The organism is Pseudomonas sp. MF08817, from assembly GCF_059862705.1.
The window spans coordinates 46,495-60,524 of sequence record NZ_JCBCUY010000013.1; the positions used below are offsets into that span (position 1 = coordinate 46,495).

At 63.9% G+C, this 14,030-nt stretch carries 15 protein-coding genes; 8 read left to right on the forward strand and 7 right to left on the reverse strand.

Annotated elements, in window-relative coordinates; all coding sequences use genetic code 11:
- The first annotated feature begins 91 nt into the window (after positions 1 to 91).
- The 8 genes from antA to AC19YR_RS10075 all read left to right on the forward strand — a co-directional run bounded on the left by antA (position 92) and on the right by AC19YR_RS10075 (position 7,729).
- Positions 92 to 1,495, forward strand: a complete 1,404-nt coding sequence (gene antA, locus AC19YR_RS10040) for an anthranilate 1,2-dioxygenase large subunit (protein WP_011077861.1) — start codon at positions 92 to 94, stop codon at positions 1,493 to 1,495.
- Positions 1,496 to 1,497: 2 nt separating this feature from the next.
- Positions 1,498 to 1,989: an anthranilate 1,2-dioxygenase small subunit gene (antB, locus tag AC19YR_RS10045; protein ID WP_011077860.1), complete on the forward strand. Its 492-nt coding sequence runs from the start codon at positions 1,498 to 1,500 to the stop codon at positions 1,987 to 1,989.
- An 18-nt stretch (positions 1,990 to 2,007) separates the two neighbouring features.
- Complete coding sequence (antC, locus tag AC19YR_RS10050; protein WP_500598277.1) at positions 2,008 to 3,033, forward strand: anthranilate 1,2-dioxygenase electron transfer component AntC; 1,026 nt, start codon at positions 2,008 to 2,010, stop codon at positions 3,031 to 3,033.
- 104 nt (positions 3,034 to 3,137) lie between these two features.
- Positions 3,138 to 4,298, forward strand: coding sequence for an ABC transporter substrate-binding protein (locus tag AC19YR_RS10055; RefSeq protein ID WP_095111087.1), 1,161 nt, complete (start codon positions 3,138 to 3,140; stop codon positions 4,296 to 4,298).
- Positions 4,299 to 4,362: 64 nt separating this feature from the next.
- The gene (locus AC19YR_RS10060; RefSeq protein WP_016502303.1) at positions 4,363 to 5,274 is read left to right on the forward strand and encodes a branched-chain amino acid ABC transporter permease; all 912 of its coding nucleotides are present in this window, start codon (positions 4,363 to 4,365) and stop codon (positions 5,272 to 5,274) included.
- Positions 5,275 to 5,284: 10 nt separating this feature from the next.
- Positions 5,285 to 6,304, forward strand: a complete 1,020-nt coding sequence (locus AC19YR_RS10065; RefSeq protein ID WP_016502302.1) for a branched-chain amino acid ABC transporter permease — start codon at positions 5,285 to 5,287, stop codon at positions 6,302 to 6,304.
- Positions 6,301 to 7,050 (forward strand): ABC transporter ATP-binding protein, encoded by a 750-nt coding sequence (locus AC19YR_RS10070; RefSeq protein ID WP_500598280.1) that lies wholly within the window; start codon positions 6,301 to 6,303, stop codon positions 7,048 to 7,050. The genes AC19YR_RS10065 and AC19YR_RS10070 overlap by 4 nt, the downstream gene beginning before the upstream one ends.
- Positions 7,043 to 7,729, forward strand: a complete 687-nt coding sequence (locus tag AC19YR_RS10075) for an ABC transporter ATP-binding protein (RefSeq protein WP_500598281.1) — start codon at positions 7,043 to 7,045, stop codon at positions 7,727 to 7,729. Before AC19YR_RS10070 ends, AC19YR_RS10075 begins: the two co-directional genes overlap by 8 nt.
- A 99-nt stretch (positions 7,730 to 7,828) precedes the next feature.
- On the opposite strand, the gene AC19YR_RS10080 is transcribed toward AC19YR_RS10075, so the two are convergent.
- The 7 genes from AC19YR_RS10080 to AC19YR_RS10110 all read right to left on the reverse strand — a co-directional run bounded on the left by AC19YR_RS10080 (position 7,829) and on the right by AC19YR_RS10110 (position 14,029).
- Positions 7,829 to 8,446, reverse strand: coding sequence for an NIPSNAP family protein (locus tag AC19YR_RS10080; RefSeq protein WP_500598283.1), 618 nt, complete (start codon positions 8,444 to 8,446; stop codon positions 7,829 to 7,831).
- A 2-nt stretch (positions 8,447 to 8,448) separates the two neighbouring features.
- The gene (locus AC19YR_RS10085; RefSeq protein ID WP_500598284.1) at positions 8,449 to 9,627 is read right to left on the reverse strand and encodes an alpha-hydroxy acid oxidase; all 1,179 of its coding nucleotides are present in this window, start codon (positions 9,625 to 9,627) and stop codon (positions 8,449 to 8,451) included.
- 118 nt (positions 9,628 to 9,745) lie between these two features.
- On the reverse strand, positions 9,746 to 11,023 hold the full coding sequence (locus AC19YR_RS10090; RefSeq protein ID WP_500598285.1) for an OprD family porin: 1,278 nt from the start codon (positions 11,021 to 11,023) through the stop codon (positions 9,746 to 9,748).
- Between the two features lie 216 nt (positions 11,024 to 11,239).
- Positions 11,240 to 11,740, reverse strand: a complete 501-nt coding sequence (locus tag AC19YR_RS10095; protein ID WP_095111082.1) for a flavin reductase — start codon at positions 11,738 to 11,740, stop codon at positions 11,240 to 11,242.
- A gap of 19 nt (positions 11,741 to 11,759) precedes the next feature.
- A complete protein-coding gene (locus AC19YR_RS10100; RefSeq protein WP_095111081.1) occupies positions 11,760 to 12,719 on the reverse strand; it encodes a PDR/VanB family oxidoreductase in 960 nt (319 codons plus the stop codon).
- 79 nt (positions 12,720 to 12,798) lie between these two features.
- Positions 12,799 to 13,539 (reverse strand): SDR family NAD(P)-dependent oxidoreductase, encoded by a 741-nt coding sequence (locus AC19YR_RS10105; RefSeq protein WP_500598288.1) that lies wholly within the window; start codon positions 13,537 to 13,539, stop codon positions 12,799 to 12,801.
- Between the two features lie 10 nt (positions 13,540 to 13,549).
- Positions 13,550 to 14,029 (reverse strand): aromatic-ring-hydroxylating dioxygenase subunit beta, encoded by a 480-nt coding sequence (locus AC19YR_RS10110; RefSeq protein ID WP_500598290.1) that lies wholly within the window; start codon positions 14,027 to 14,029, stop codon positions 13,550 to 13,552.
- Position 14,030: the final 1 nt, after the last annotated feature.

Consider the following 14,030-nt stretch of genomic DNA (forward strand, 5'->3'; position numbering starts at 1 on the left):
GGATAGACCCAACCCCCGGCAACTTATTTAATGCAGGCACAGCGTATTTATTGAATGCACGAATTAGCCCGATGCAACGAGGTATCGATTAATGAGCAGTGCAAGAAGCGTCGAACAATGGAAAAACTTTATTGAAGGCTGCCTGGACTTTCGCCCCGCCGACGGCGTCTTCCGGATTGCCCGGGATATATTCACCGAGCCGGACTTGTTTGATCTGGAAATGGAGTTGATCTTCGAGAAGAACTGGATCTACGCCTGCCACGAAAGCGAAATCGCCAACAAGCATGACTTCATGACGATGCGCGCCGGGCGCCAGCCGATGATTATTACCCGCGACGGCGAGGGCCAGCTCAATGCCCTTATCAACGCCTGCCAGCACCGCGGCACCACCCTGACCCGCGTCGGCAAGGGCAACCAGTCCACCTTCACCTGCCCGTTCCACGCCTGGTGCTACAAAAGCGACGGCCGCCTGGTCAAGGTCAAAGCCCCCGGCGAGTACCCCGAAGGGTTCGACAAGGCCACCCGTGGCCTGAAAAAAGCGCGCATCGAGAGCTACAAGGGCTTTGTGTTCATCAGCCTCGACGTCGACGGCCAGGACAGCCTCCAGGAATTTTTGGGCGACGCCAAAGTGTTCTTCGACATGATGGTCGCCCAATCACCCACCGGTGAGCTGGAGGTGCTGCCGGGCAAATCGGCCTACACCTACGACGGCAACTGGAAGCTGCAAAACGAAAACGGCCTGGACGGTTATCACGTCAGCACCGTGCACTACAACTACGTGGCCACCGTGCAGCACCGCCAGCAGGTCAACAGCGAAAAAGGCCTGACCAGCGCCGACACCCTGGACTACAGCAAGCTCGGCGCCGGCGACAAGGAAACCGACGACGGCTGGTTCGCCTTCCACAACGGCCACAGCGTGCTGTTCAGCGACATGCCCAACCCCAGCGTGCGCCCCGGCTACGCCACCATCATGCCGCGCCTGCTCCAAGAGTACGGCCAGGGCAAGGCGCAGTGGATGATGCACCGCCTGCGCAACCTGAACATCTACCCCAGCATGTTCTTCCTCGACCAGATCAGCTCGCAGTTGCGCATCATCCGCCCGATTGCCTGGAACAAGACCGAGATCAACAGCTTCTGCCTGGGCGTGGTGGGCGAGTCGGATGCCGACCGGGAAAACCGCATCCGCCAGTTCGAAGACTTCTTCAACGTCTCCGGCATGGGCACCCCCGATGACCTGGTGGAGTTCCGCGAAGCCCAGCGCGGCTTCCAGGCACGCCTGGAGCGCTGGAGCGACATCTCCCGGGGCGTGGGCAAATGGGTCGAAGGCCCCACGGCCAACAGCGAAACCATCGGCATCTCGCCGGTATTGACCGGCACCGAGTTCACCCACGAGGGCCTCTACGTCAACCAACACGGCAACTGGCAGCGCTTTTTGCTCGAAGGCCTGGCCCGCAAAGCCGAGCAAGAGCAACCGTTGAAACTGCGTGAGGTGTGAACATGAATTCGCAACTGCAATACCGCGTCGAACAATTTCTGTACCGCAACGCCGAGGCCTGCGACGCCCAGGACTGGGACACCTACCTGTCGATGTTCAGCGACGACAGCGAATTCCACCTGCCGCAATGGGACTCGGAGCACGAGTACACCCGCGACCCGAAACGGGCCATGTCGCTGATCTACTACCCCAACCGGGGCGGCCTGGAAGACCGGGTGTTCCGCATCCGCACCGGCAAATCCGCCTCCACCGTGCCCATGCCACGCACCCTGCACCTGCTCAGCAACGTGCGCATCGCGCCGCTGGCCGACGATGAGTTGGAGGTGCAAGTCAACTGGCACACCCTCTACTACCGCCTGCAAACCGCCGAGCAGTTCTTCGGCCGCGCCACCTACCGCCTGCGGCCCGATGGCGAGAGCTGGAAGATCGCCCGCAAGCACGTGCTGCTGCTCAACGACACCATCAATTCGGTGCTCGATTTCTATCACCTCTGACTGGCGGAAGTCTGGATCATGAGCCACAAGGTCGCCTTCAGTTTTGCCGACGGCAAAACCCTGTTCTTCCCGGTACAGAGCCACGAAATCCTGCTCGATGCGGCGTTGCGCAACGGCATCAACATCCCCCTGGACTGCCGCGAGGGCGTGTGCGGCACCTGCCAGGGGCGCTGCGAATCGGGCCAGTACAGCCAGGACTATGTCGACGACGAAGCGCTGTCGGCCGAAGACCTGCGCCAACGCAAGATGCTCACCTGCCAGACCCGGGTCAGCTCCGACGCCGCGTTCTACTTCGACTTCGCGTCCAGCCTGTGCAATGCCCCAGGGCCGGGCCGGCTCAAGGGCATCGTGCGCGCGGTGGAGCAGGTTTCGCCCAACACCGCGATCCTGCACCTGGACGCCGGCGCCGATGGCCAGCAACTGGATTTCCTGCCCGGCCAATACGCCCGCCTGCAAATACCCGGCACCCTCGGCCAGCGCTCGTACTCCTTCGCCAACCGCCCTAACAGCGGCAACCAGTTGCAGTTCTTGATCCGTTTGCTGCCCGACGGGCTGATGAGCAACTACATCCGCGAACGCAGCCTGATCGGCGACGAAATCCTGCTGGAAGCGCCCCTGGGGGCCTTCTACCTGCGCCACGTCGACAAGCCGCTGGTGTTCGTCGCCGGCGGCACCGGCCTGTCGGCCTTTTTGGGCATGCTCGATGAAATCGCCGAGCGCGGCGGTTGCGGCCACCCGGTGCACCTGTACTACGGCGTGCGCAACGCCGCGGACCTGTGCGAAACCCAGCGCATCGCGGCCTACGCCGAACGCATCCCGGGCTTTCGCTTCACCCCGGTCATCAGCGACCCCAGCCCGGACTGGCACGGCAAGCGCGGCTACATCACCGAGCACTTCGACCTGGCCGAGTTCCGCGACCAGGCCCTGGACATGTACCTGTGCGGGCCGCCGCCGATGGTCGAGTCGATCAAGCAATGGCTCGACACCCAGGCCCTGGACCAGACCCGCCTGTACTACGAGAAATTCACCCAGAGCAACACCTGACACGGGAAGCCCCCCCACAACACATTCCAGGCGCCCGAAATTTTTTACTGCCCTCCACTAATAACTACAGCCCGTGCGATGCGGGCTTCACTAAAGGCGGCACTATGAAAAAACAACTCGTGGGTACACTCCTGGCGGCCAGTTGCCTGGCCAGCCTTGCGGCCCAGGCCCAAGACCCGGTGCGCATCGGCTTCATCACCACCCTCTCCACCCCGGCCGGTTACCTGGGGGAAGACTCGCGCGATGGCTTTCAACTGGCCATCGACCAGGAGGGCGGCAAGCTCGGCGGCGTACCGGTGAGCCTGCTGGTGGAGGACGATGGCCTGCAACCGGCGCGCGCCAAGCAGATCATCGACCGCATGAGCCTGGACGGCATCTCGCTGTACACCGGGGTGATCTTCTCCAACGTGCTGGCGGCGGTGGTCAACACCGCGACCAAGGACGGCTTCTACATCAGCAACAACACCGGCCCCTCCAGCCTGGCCGGCAAACAGTGCAAGCCCCACTACTTCGTGGCCTCGTACCAGAACGACACCATCCACGAAATGGCCGGCGTCGCCGCCAACGACCTGGGCTACAAGAAAATGGTCATCCTCGCCCCCAACTACCAGGGTGGCCGCGATGCCCTGGAAGGCTTCAAGCGCACCTTCAAGGGTGAAGTCACCGAGATCTACACCAAGCTCAACCAACTGGATTTCTCGGTGGAGCTGGCCCGGGTGCGCTCCTTGGCGCCTGACGCGATTTTCCAGTTCCACCCTGGTGGTGCCGGCATCAACTTCGCCAAGCAGTACGGCAGCTCGGGCCTGAACAAGAGCATCCCGATGGTGGTGCCGGTGTTCTCCATGGACGAACGCATGCTCGCCGCCACCGGTGATGTGGCCAAGGGCATGAACATCGTCACCCTGTGGAACCCCGGCTCCACCAACCCGGCCAACCAGGCCTTCGTCAAGGCCTTCAACGATAAGTACAAGCGCGTGCCCACCGTGTACGCCGCGCAAACCTACGACACCGCCCGCCTGATCGGCGCCGCCCTGAAAACCGTGGACGGCAACCTCAAAGACCCCGAGGCCTTGCGCAGTGCTCTGCGCAACGTCACGTTCGACTCGATCCGTGGCGACTTCGCCTTCGGCAAAAACCAGCACGCGGTCATCGACTGGTATTTGCTGCGGGTAGAGGCCGATGCCAACGGCAAGTTGGTCCAGGTGCCGGTGCAGACCATCGCCAAGGCGCAAGTGGACAGCTTCGCCGCCGAGTGCGCGCTGTAAGCCGACCTTCCGGTCCCGTGCCTGGCGGCCTTACCCGCCAGGCACCTTGCGTAGGATTCCCCGCATGCTGCTACTCGAACAAATCCTCAATGGCCTGCAATACAGCGCCCTGCTGTTTTTGCTGGCCTCCGGCCTGACGCTGATCTTCGGCATCATGGGCGTCATCAACCTGGCCCACGGCGCCTTCTACATGGTCGGCGCGTTCTGCGCGGCCTACACCGCGTCGCTGAGCGGCTCGTTCTGGCTCGCCGGGTTGGCGGCGGTGATCGGCTCGGCCCTGTACGGGCTGCTGATCGAAACCAGCATCATGCGCCGCCTCTACAACCGCGATCACCTCGACCAGGTACTGGCCACCCTGGCGGTGGTGTTCTTCACCAACGAGTTAATCACCGTGCTGTTCGGCCGCAGCCCACCGGCCATGCCCACGCCCGAGTGGTATTCGAGCTTCGTCGAAGTGCTGCCGGGGTTGATGTACCCGGTCAGCCGCTTGCTGTTCATCGCCGCCGGGGCCGTGGTGGCGATCGCCATGTGGCTGCTGATAAACCACACGCGCCTGGGCATGCTGATCCGCGCCGGGGCCGACGACCACGAAATGGTCGGCGCCCTGGGGGTGAACATCGCACGCCTGTACACCCTGGTGTTCGTGTTCGGCTGCGTGCTTTGCGGCCTCGCCGGGTTCATGGCCGCACCCTTGCTATCGGTGGAAATCGGCATGGGCGAAAAGGTCTTGATTACCACCTTCGTGGTCATCGTGGTCGGCGGTGTCGGCTCGGTACGCGGCGCCCTGGCCGGGGCCTTGCTGATCGGTATGGTCGATGGCCTGGGGCGCGCGTACATCCCGCAATTGCTGGACCAACTGTTGCCCGCCGAAGTCAGCGGCACCCTGAGCGGCGGGCTGATTTCCGCCAGCGCCTACATCGTCATGGCCGTGGTGTTGCTGGTCCGCCCCCGCGGCCTGCTGCCCGCCCGTGCCTGAGGAGAACCCCATGTCCCGTCGAGTCCTGATCGACCTGCTTTGCCTGGCGACGTTCGCCCTCCTGCCGCTGCTGGCCTCGCTGCTGCACGAACCCTTTCTGGTCAGCCTGTTTACGCGCCTGGCGATCTACGGCATGGCCGCCGCCAGCCTGGACCTGCTGATCGGCTATGGCGCGATGATTAGCTTCGGCCACGCGGCCTTCTTCGGCCTGGGCGGCTACGTGGTGGGGGTGATCGGTTTTCACACCTCCCAGGCCTTGCCGCTGTGGGGCTGGGACGGTTCCAACAGCGCGCTGCTCGTTTGGCCGCTGTCGCTGCTGGTGTGTGCGCTGTTTGCCGTGGTGGTGGGCTACCTGTCGCTGCGTACCAGCGGGGTGCAATTCATCATGATTACCCTGGCGTTCGGCCAAATGCTCTATTTCGTCCTCAGTTCGCTGTCGCTGTATGGCGGCGACGACGGCATTTTGCTCAGCGAGCGCAACACCCTGCCGGGCATCGACCTGGATAACCCGGTGCAGTTCTACTACCTGTGCCTGGGCCTGTTGGTGGCTTGGCTGCTGTTCTGCCGGCGCCTGGTCAATTCGCGTTTCGGCTACGTGCTGCGCGGCCTCAAGCAAAGCGAACGGCGCAGCATCAGCCTGGGCCTGCACCCGCTGCGCTATCGCCTCGGGGCGTTTGTCATCGCCGGTGTCGGGGGGGGCCTGGCGGGCATCCTCTGGGCCAACTACGCGATGTTCGTCAGCCCGGACATGGGCGCCTGGCACAAGTCCGGCGAACTGATGGCGATGGTCATCCTCGGCGGCGTCGGCACCCTGCTGGGGCCGGTCCTCGGCGCCGCCGTGTACCTGGGCCTGGAACAGGTGCTCAGCCTGTGGACCGAGCACTGGCTGCTGATCTTCGGCCCGTTGCTGCTGGTGGTGGTGCTGTTCGGCAAAAAAGGCCTCTACGGCTTGCTGCTCAGCCCCTGGCCATGGCGGCGCAAGCCGTCGGCCGCGCCAACCGCAATCGCCCAACACGAGGTACGCCCATGAACCCGCAACTGTCGGTCCAGGCCCTGGAAAAAACCTTTGGCGCGGTCAAGGCCACCAACGGTGCGAGCTTCGATATCGCCCCGGGAGAACTACACGCCATCATCGGCCCCAATGGCGCCGGCAAATCGACCCTGATCGCGCAGATCGCCGGGGAGATCCGCCCGGACAAGGGGCGCATTTTCCTCAACGGCCAGGACATCACCGACGTACCCGCCCACCAGCGCCCGCGCCTGGGCCTGGCGCGAGCCTTCCAGGTCAGCCAGCTGTACCCGGAATTCACCCTGCTGGAAAACGTCGCGGTGGCGATCGCCGCCCGCGACGGCCAGACCTTCGGCCTATGGAAGCCGCTGGCCAGCGACCAAAGCCTGCTGGCCCCCGCCGCCGACTACCTGGCGCGGGTGGGCCTGGAGGCCCGCGGCCATGCGCAAGTCAGCGCGTTGTCCCACGGCGAGCGCCGGCAACTGGAAATCGCCCTGGCCCTGGCCCAGGAAGCCTCGGTGCTGTTGCTGGACGAACCGATGGCAGGCATGGGCGCCCAGGAGTCGGCGCGCATGACCCAACTGTTGCTCGAACTCAAGGGCCGCTACGCGATCCTGCTGGTGGAGCACGACATGGACGCCGTGTTCGCATTGGCCGACCGCATCACCGTGTTGGTCTACGGCCAGACCATCCTCACCGGCAGCGTCGAGCAGGTGCGCAACGACCCGCACGTACGCGCCGCCTACCTGGGAGAAGAACATGCTTGAAGTCAGCGGTTTGCAGGCCGGCTACGGCCTGAGCCAAGTGTTGTTCGACATGCACTTGAGCATCGAACAGGGCCAGGTGGTGTCGCTGATCGGCCGTAATGGCATGGGCAAGACCACCACCGTCAAATCGATCATGGGCCTGCTCAAGCCCAGCGCTGGCAGCGTGCTGATCCACGGCCGGGAAATGCGCGGCGCGCCGTCCTACCGCATCGCCCAGGCCGGGTTGGGGCTGGTGCCCGAAGGCCGGCGCGGCTTCGCCAGCCTGAGCGTGCGGGAAAACCTGCTGGCCACCGCCACACGGGGCAAGTGGGACCTGGCGCGGGTCTACCAGTTGTTCCCGCGTTTGCAGGAGCGCCAGGACCAGTTGTCCAAGACCCTTTCCGGCGGCGAGCAACAGATGATGGTGGTGGCCCGCGCCCTGCTGACCAACCCGCAGTTGCTGATCCTCGATGAAGCCACCGAAGGCCTGGCACCGATCATCCGCGAAACCATCTGGAGCTGCCTGGCCAGCCTCAAGGCCGAAGGCGAAACCATTTTGGTGATCGACAAGAACCTCAAGGAAATGGCCCGCGTGGTGGATTGCCACCACATCATCGAAAAAGGCCGCCAGGTGTGGAGCGGCACCCCCGCCCAACTGGCCCAGGCGCCGCAGTTGTCACAGCGCTACCTAGGGGTGTGAACAGGGAGGCGGTGCCAAACATCACTCTTGAACTGTGGGGGGCTTGTGTGGGAGCGGGCCAGCCCCTTCTCCCACCGAGCACTGCGCCTGCCAGGGTGTTTACTGCAACGGCGAAAACGGCGCCGGCAGGTACACGGCCGAGTGCATGTCGCGCAGTTGCGGGCCTGAGTTTTCCGGGGGCCAGACGCCGTCCTGCACCGCGCGGGTACGCACGTCCAGGCGTTGTTCCAAGGAGGCATAAGGCCAGATGTGCAGGTAGCGCGGCAAGCGGCCATCGGTGGCATAAAACGCGGCGTACACCGGCGAGTAGCCAGGCCCGGTGCGTGGCCCCACGGCGTTTTCCCAGCCCTTGAGCGTCGGCGCCAGGCCGGCGGGCACCAGGTCGTAGACGCGCAATTCATAGAACGGCCCATGGCGCCCGGCAGGCAACGGTTGCAGGAAGGGAAACAGCGAATAGTTCTCCACCCGCATATCGGTGAGGTAAGCGTCGATGCCAAAGGCGTCGGCTGTGGCCAGGTAACGCTCGCGCTCGGCCTGGCGTGCGCCTTCGTCGGCAAAGCCGCGCAGCACCGTGATCTGGTTCAGCGGGCCAATTTCCGAGGCCCAGCAGCCCATCAGCGTGCCCCCGGCCTGGGCCAAGCGCGGCTCAAGGCAGGCCATGGCCGGGGTGACGGTGCGCACGCGCACGGTAAAGGTCATCAATTCGTAGAGTTTCATCATTACCTCCTGCGCTCCCACAGGTTGTCGCGGCCCAAGTGGCTGAGGTGGGTGCAGCCCATCAGGTTGAGGGTTTGCACCAGTTCCTGGGTCAACAGATCCAGGGCCCGCCCGGCGCCCGCTTCGCCAGCCACGGCGACGCCGTAGAGGGTGGCGCGGCCCAGCAGCACGGCATCGGCGCCCAGGGCCAGGGCCTTGACGATGTCGCTGCCCCGGCGAATGCCGCCGTCCAGCAGCAGGCTGAGCCGGCCGCGGGCCTGGGGGGCGATGGCGGCAAGGGCGGCGAGGCTGCTCGGGGCGCCATCCAATTGCCGGCCGCCGTGGTTGGACACCACCACCCCATCGAGCCCCAGGGCAATGGCGCGCTCGACGTCCGCCGGGTGCAGCACGCCTTTGAGCAGCAGGCGTTCACCCCATTGGTCGCGTAGGCGCGCCAGTTTGTCCCAGTCGAGCAAGCTGTCCATCTGCCGGCCGATAAACGCCATCGAACCCAAGGCATTGCGTTCGTTGGGCGGCAGGTAAGGCTCCAGGTTGCCCATGCCCGGCAGCCCGGCCGGCCACATCACTTGCTGCAGCCAGCGCGGGTGGCGCAACACGTCGAGCGTGTTGCGCCACGCCAACTGGCGCGGCTTGGCGAAATTGCGCCGGTCCCACTCGCGGTTGCCCAGCACCATGGCATCGCAGGTCAACAGCAGGGTGCGGCTGCCCACGGCAGCGGCGCGGCGCAGCAGGTCGTTTTGCACACGGGGGTCGCCCATGGCGTAGAGCTGGAACCACAGGTTCACTTCTGGCACCGCCGCCACCAATGCCTCAAGGGAAGTATTGGCAGCGGTGCTCAGGCAAAACGGCAAGCCTCGGGCCGTGGCCGCCCGGGCCAGGTGAATGTCAGCATCGCGGTGCAGCAAGCCGTTGTAGCCGGTCGGCCCGATCAGCAGGGGCACGGGCAACACCCGCCCCAGCACGGCCCGCGCCGTGGCGGGCGGATGGCACGGCACCATGGCGCGGCCGTGCAGGCCATAGGCGCTGAACCCATCGAGGTTGTCGGTGAGGGTCAGTTCATCCTGCGCCCCGCCGCTCAGGTATTCCCAGGCGAAATACGGCAGGCGCCGGCGGGCCATGTCGGCCAGTTCGGCAACGCTGTGGACCCGACTCAAGTCGCGGCCCCGGTAAAAACGACGCATAGGCAATCCTTGGAGGGCGGCGTAAACGCGCCGCGAAAAAAAGCCCGGCAAGAGTGGCCCGGGCGAAGGAAACCGGTGAAGCGCGAGGCTGCCCGATGCGCGGGCAGCACCGGAGCTGTCAGAACTTCCAGGTGTAGGTGGTAATCAGGCGGTTTTCCTCATAGTCCGCGCCCGAGGCCTTGCCGTTGCCGTAGCGGGTTTTCACGTCGATGCGCCGCCATTCAAACCCCACGTCCTTGAGTGGCCCGCTTTGCACCACATAACCAAGGACGATGTTGCGTTCACTCTCGACGTTTTGGTCCAGGTCGTTGCGGCCACGGTCCACGCCGCTGCCACGCAGGTAGCGGGTCATGAATTTGAGCCCCGGCAAGCCCATGCCGGCGAAGTTGTAGTCATAGCGCAATTGCCAGGAACTCTCGTTGGGCTTGACGAACGCCACCGTGGACCAGTTGACCAGGTACGGCTGCGGCGCGTAGCCGTTGAGGGTCGGGAAGGAGGAGTCGCCGAGCATGCGCTGATAGCCGGCACCCAAGGCATGGGCGCCCTTTTTCAGGGTGGTCATGACGCCGTAGGACTGGTTGTCGATATCTCCATATAGGGCCTTGCCGTCTTCACTGTTATTGAAGTAACGCAAGTCCGTCTTCAGGCCATAACCGCCGCCCAAGTCATGGTTATAGGTCAAGCCCAAGTAATGTTGCTTATAGATATCTTCCAACTGCCCAAAAAAGTAAGTAGCCGACAAGTTCGGGGTAAATGCATAGGTCGCGCCACCAAAGTTCAAGCCGTCACTGCGCCGCTGCACATTGGGGCCGTTGAACAAGTACATCTTCTCGGTGTTGGAGGATTCGCGCGAACTGATTTCGGTAAAGCGCCCGGCGGTGAGGGTCAGGTTGTCCACGTCCTTGGATTCAAGTTGTACGCCGTGATAGGTGGTAATCAACTGCCGCGAATCGTCCATGTAGGCCACGGGCAACGTGGGCCTTAGTTCACCGATTTTCAGTTCCGCCTTGTTGTAGCGCACCTTGGCGGTGAGCGCCGCGCGGCCGTAGTCACGCACTTGCTCGCCCTTGCTGGCGTCATACGGGATGATCGTGTCTGGGCCCCGGCCACCGCCGCCGTCCAGGCGATAGGCGTACTGCGCCGAGAGGTCCAGGCCGAACTGCAGCGTGCCTTCGGTGTAGCCGGAGATCGCGCGAAAGTCGAAGCCTTGGGTCCAGCTGCCAATACGCGATTGCGGCGCGTCATGCTGTTTGTAGTCGCGGTCGATATAAAAGTTGCGCATCCCCAGGCTGACTTGGCTGTCATCAACGAAGTCGGCCTGTGCAACCACAGGTGTGAAGATCCCCATCACGGCCGCAGTGGTGACGCCACGGCTTACCCAGCTCTTCTGGAACATTGAACTTTCCTTCTTTTTTACATGCACACAGGCACGGCTAGTGGAAGCAGATTAATTCAGCAAAAGTGAAACTTCGGCAGTCAATCCGCAGTATTGTTTTTATAACCACTTACTGCAAAAAAGTCGTAACACAGCCATTCGCCATAACAGCGACAACCGCTTTTTTATTTATTCTTGAAACACAACGAACAGGAAAACTCTTATCAACTTACTGCATCAGGAAGTCGCTTTTGAGGCATCTCCCAAACGGTGGTAGGCGCGGTTGAAATACACCAGGCCTTCCTGGCTTTCGCCATTGCGGATACCCAATACCTCGCAATAGAAAATCGTGTGGGAACCCACTTCATGGGCCTGGGCAATGCGGCAGTCGAAACTCACCAGCGCCTCGTCCAGCAGCGGCGCGCCGCTTTCCAGGGTGCTCCAGGAGGCGCAGGAAAACCGTTGCTCGGTGTCCAGGTGACGGTTGGAAAACGCCCCCGAGACTTCCTGGTGCCCGGGCGTCAGCACGTTCACGCTGAGCACACCGTTGCTCTTGAAATGCACGTTGGAAAACGACGAGCGATTCATGCACACCAGCAAGGTCGGCGGCTGGTCGGTGACGCTGCACACCGCCGAGGCGGTGAAGCCGAAACGCCCGGCGGGACCGTCGGTGGTGATGACCGACACCGCGCCACCGAGCATTGCCATTGAGTTACGAAATCCAGTTGTATCGACCATGGTCTTACCCTCCGGTCTATCAGATATCCAGCACCAGTTTCTTGGACTTGGCCCGGGAACAGCACACCAGAATCTGGTCATTGGCGCTTTTTTCGTCGTCGGTGAGGTAGACGTCGCGGTGGTCCGGCTCGCCTTCAATCACGTCGCACAGGCAAGTGCCGCACACGCCCTGCTCACAGGACACTTCAATCTTGATACCCACCGCCGTCAGGGCCTCGACGATGCTTTGGCCTTCGGCCACTTGCACGGTCTTGCCGCTGCGCTGGGCCACCACTTCAAAGCCTGCGCCCGAGGCGTCGACTTCGACCTGGAAGTATTCGCGGTGCACATGGTCGTCCGCGTAGCCCGCGCCCAGGGCCTGGGCGATGACCCAGTCCATGAACCCGGCCGGCCCGCAGACGTACACATGCACCCCGGCCTGGGGCGTGCCCAGCACGCTGCGCAGGTCCAGCTTCTGGGCCTCGCCCTCGTCGTCGAAGTGGGTGTGCACCCGGGCCGCGAACGCCGCGTTGCCCAGTTCATCGAGGAAGGCGCTGCGGCCCCGGGAACGGCCGCAGTAATGCAGCTCGAAATCGCTGTCGCGGGCGTTCAGGGCGTAGGCCATGGCCACCATCGGCGTGATGCCGATACCGCCGCCGATCAGGATCGAGCGCCGCGCCTCGCCCGCCAGGGGGAAGTGGTTGCGCGGCAGGCTGATGTCGATTTCCCGCCCTACTTGCATAAGCTCATGCACCGCCAGGGAACCGCCGCGCGAGGCCGGGTCCTTGAGCACGCCCAAGCGATAGGCGCCGGCGTTGGCCGGGTCGCCGCACAGGGAATACTGGCGCACCAGCCCGGCCTTGAGGTGGATATCGACATGGGCGCCCGCTTCGAAGGCGGGCAAGGCCTGCCCCGACGGGTCGCCCAGGTCGAGGACGACGACACCTTCGCCCTGCTCCTCGCGCTTGCGGACGACGACTTTCAATAATTGATCGCTCATACAGGACCATCCTGAATTCGTTGTCGGGCCGCGCACCTGGGCGCGCCCCGCTGTGGTTGCAAACCTGCGGCCGGCACGCTTAACGCATGAACAGCCCGCCGTTCACGTCCCAGGTCGCCCCGGTGGTGAAGTAGGCGTCTTCGCCGGCCAGTTGCACGACCAGTTTGCCAATGAACGCGGCGTCCCCCAGGCGCTTGACCGGGATGCCCTCGATCAGTTTTTCCAAGCGCTCGGGCGGCACGGCGGCGCGCACCGCCGGCGACTCGATGGGCCCCGGGGCGATGGCGTTGACCGTGACCCCGCTCGCCGCCAGCTCCTTGGCGAAGATCTTGGTCAGGGTGATGATCGCGCCCTTGGACGCCGCGTAATGGGCGCCCGTGGCCGTGCCGCCGTTCTGCCCCGCCAGGGAGGCCATGTTGATGATCCGCCCGTAGCCCTGCGCGGCGAGGTAGCTGCCCAGCACCTGGCAGCCGACAAAGGTGCCGCGCTGGTTGACGCTGACCACCCGGTCGAATTCCTCCGGGCTGATCTGCATCACAGGCGTGGTCATGGTCATGGCCGCGTTGTTGACCAGTACATGCAGTGGGCCCCAATGGGCCACTACTTGCGCCAGCGCCCCTTCAAAATCGGCCTTGTCGGCCACGTCGAGCTTGAGCGCCAGCACCCGCTCGCCGCTGGCGTCCAGTTGCGCGGCGCAGGCTTGCGCCGCCGCCAGCGAGCGGTCGCTTATCACTACCCGGTAACCGGCGCCCAGCAGTTGCTCGGCGATACTCTTGCCCAGCCCCTGGCCGGCGCCGGTGACCAATGCGACCTGTGTCATGGCGTAGCCCTCAGAGGATGTAGCCGATACCCGCCAGGGTGTCGGTGGAGTTGATGAGCTGGATCAGCTTGCGCTGGATCTTGAAGCTGTCGCCGCTGCGCACCAGCTCGAAGGTGACGTCGGCGGTGTACTGCTTGAGCACGTCCTTGCGGAACTCGCGCAGGTTCTGCGCGCACCGCACGGTGACCACGCTCTGCTCGTCGCTGAGCACGCGAAAGCGCGACTGGCTACGCACGGTGCGCGCCCGTGGCGTGGTGGAGATCGACTCGCCGCTGGTCAGGCGCGTGACGCGCAACTGGCGCATGTGGTGGTCGTCGTAGGCGTAGTTGAGGGTGTTCTCGAAATCGGTTTCCAACGGGTCGATGGGGATGATGTAGGTCGCCGTCTCGGTCCACAGCTCCAGCCACGCGGCGAATTCGCCGTGGTCGAGCATGTCCGCTTCCTGCCAGATGAAAGCGCTGACTTGGTTGAGCAATTGCAGGTTGTTCATG

Coding starts and splice junctions, on each gene's coding strand:
- AC19YR_RS10065 (WP_016502302.1), top strand. CDS start 5,285: ATGTCCCGTCGAGTCCTGATCGACCTGCTTTGCCTGGCGACGTTCGCC.
- AC19YR_RS10090 (WP_500598285.1), bottom strand. CDS start 11,023: ATGTTCCAGAAGAGCTGGGTAAGCCGTGGCGTCACCACTGCGGCCGTG.
- AC19YR_RS10055 (WP_095111087.1), top strand. CDS start 3,138: ATGAAAAAACAACTCGTGGGTACACTCCTGGCGGCCAGTTGCCTGGCC.
- AC19YR_RS10060 (WP_016502303.1), top strand. CDS start 4,363: ATGCTGCTACTCGAACAAATCCTCAATGGCCTGCAATACAGCGCCCTG.
- AC19YR_RS10080 (WP_500598283.1), bottom strand. CDS start 8,446: ATGAAACTCTACGAATTGATGACCTTTACCGTGCGCGTGCGCACCGTC.
- antC (WP_500598277.1), top strand. CDS start 2,008: ATGAGCCACAAGGTCGCCTTCAGTTTTGCCGACGGCAAAACCCTGTTC.
- AC19YR_RS10100 (WP_095111081.1), bottom strand. CDS start 12,719: ATGAGCGATCAATTATTGAAAGTCGTCGTCCGCAAGCGCGAGGAGCAG.
- AC19YR_RS10095 (WP_095111082.1), bottom strand. CDS start 11,740: ATGGTCGATACAACTGGATTTCGTAACTCAATGGCAATGCTCGGTGGC.
- AC19YR_RS10085 (WP_500598284.1), bottom strand. CDS start 9,627: ATGCGTCGTTTTTACCGGGGCCGCGACTTGAGTCGGGTCCACAGCGTT.
- AC19YR_RS10105 (WP_500598288.1), bottom strand. CDS start 13,539: ATGACACAGGTCGCATTGGTCACCGGCGCCGGCCAGGGGCTGGGCAAG.
- AC19YR_RS10110 (WP_500598290.1), bottom strand. CDS start 14,029: ATGAACAACCTGCAATTGCTCAACCAAGTCAGCGCTTTCATCTGGCAG.
- antB (WP_011077860.1), top strand. CDS start 1,498: ATGAATTCGCAACTGCAATACCGCGTCGAACAATTTCTGTACCGCAAC.
- antA (WP_011077861.1), top strand. CDS start 92: ATGAGCAGTGCAAGAAGCGTCGAACAATGGAAAAACTTTATTGAAGGC.
- AC19YR_RS10075 (WP_500598281.1), top strand. CDS start 7,043: ATGCTTGAAGTCAGCGGTTTGCAGGCCGGCTACGGCCTGAGCCAAGTG.
- AC19YR_RS10070 (WP_500598280.1), top strand. CDS start 6,301: ATGAACCCGCAACTGTCGGTCCAGGCCCTGGAAAAAACCTTTGGCGCG.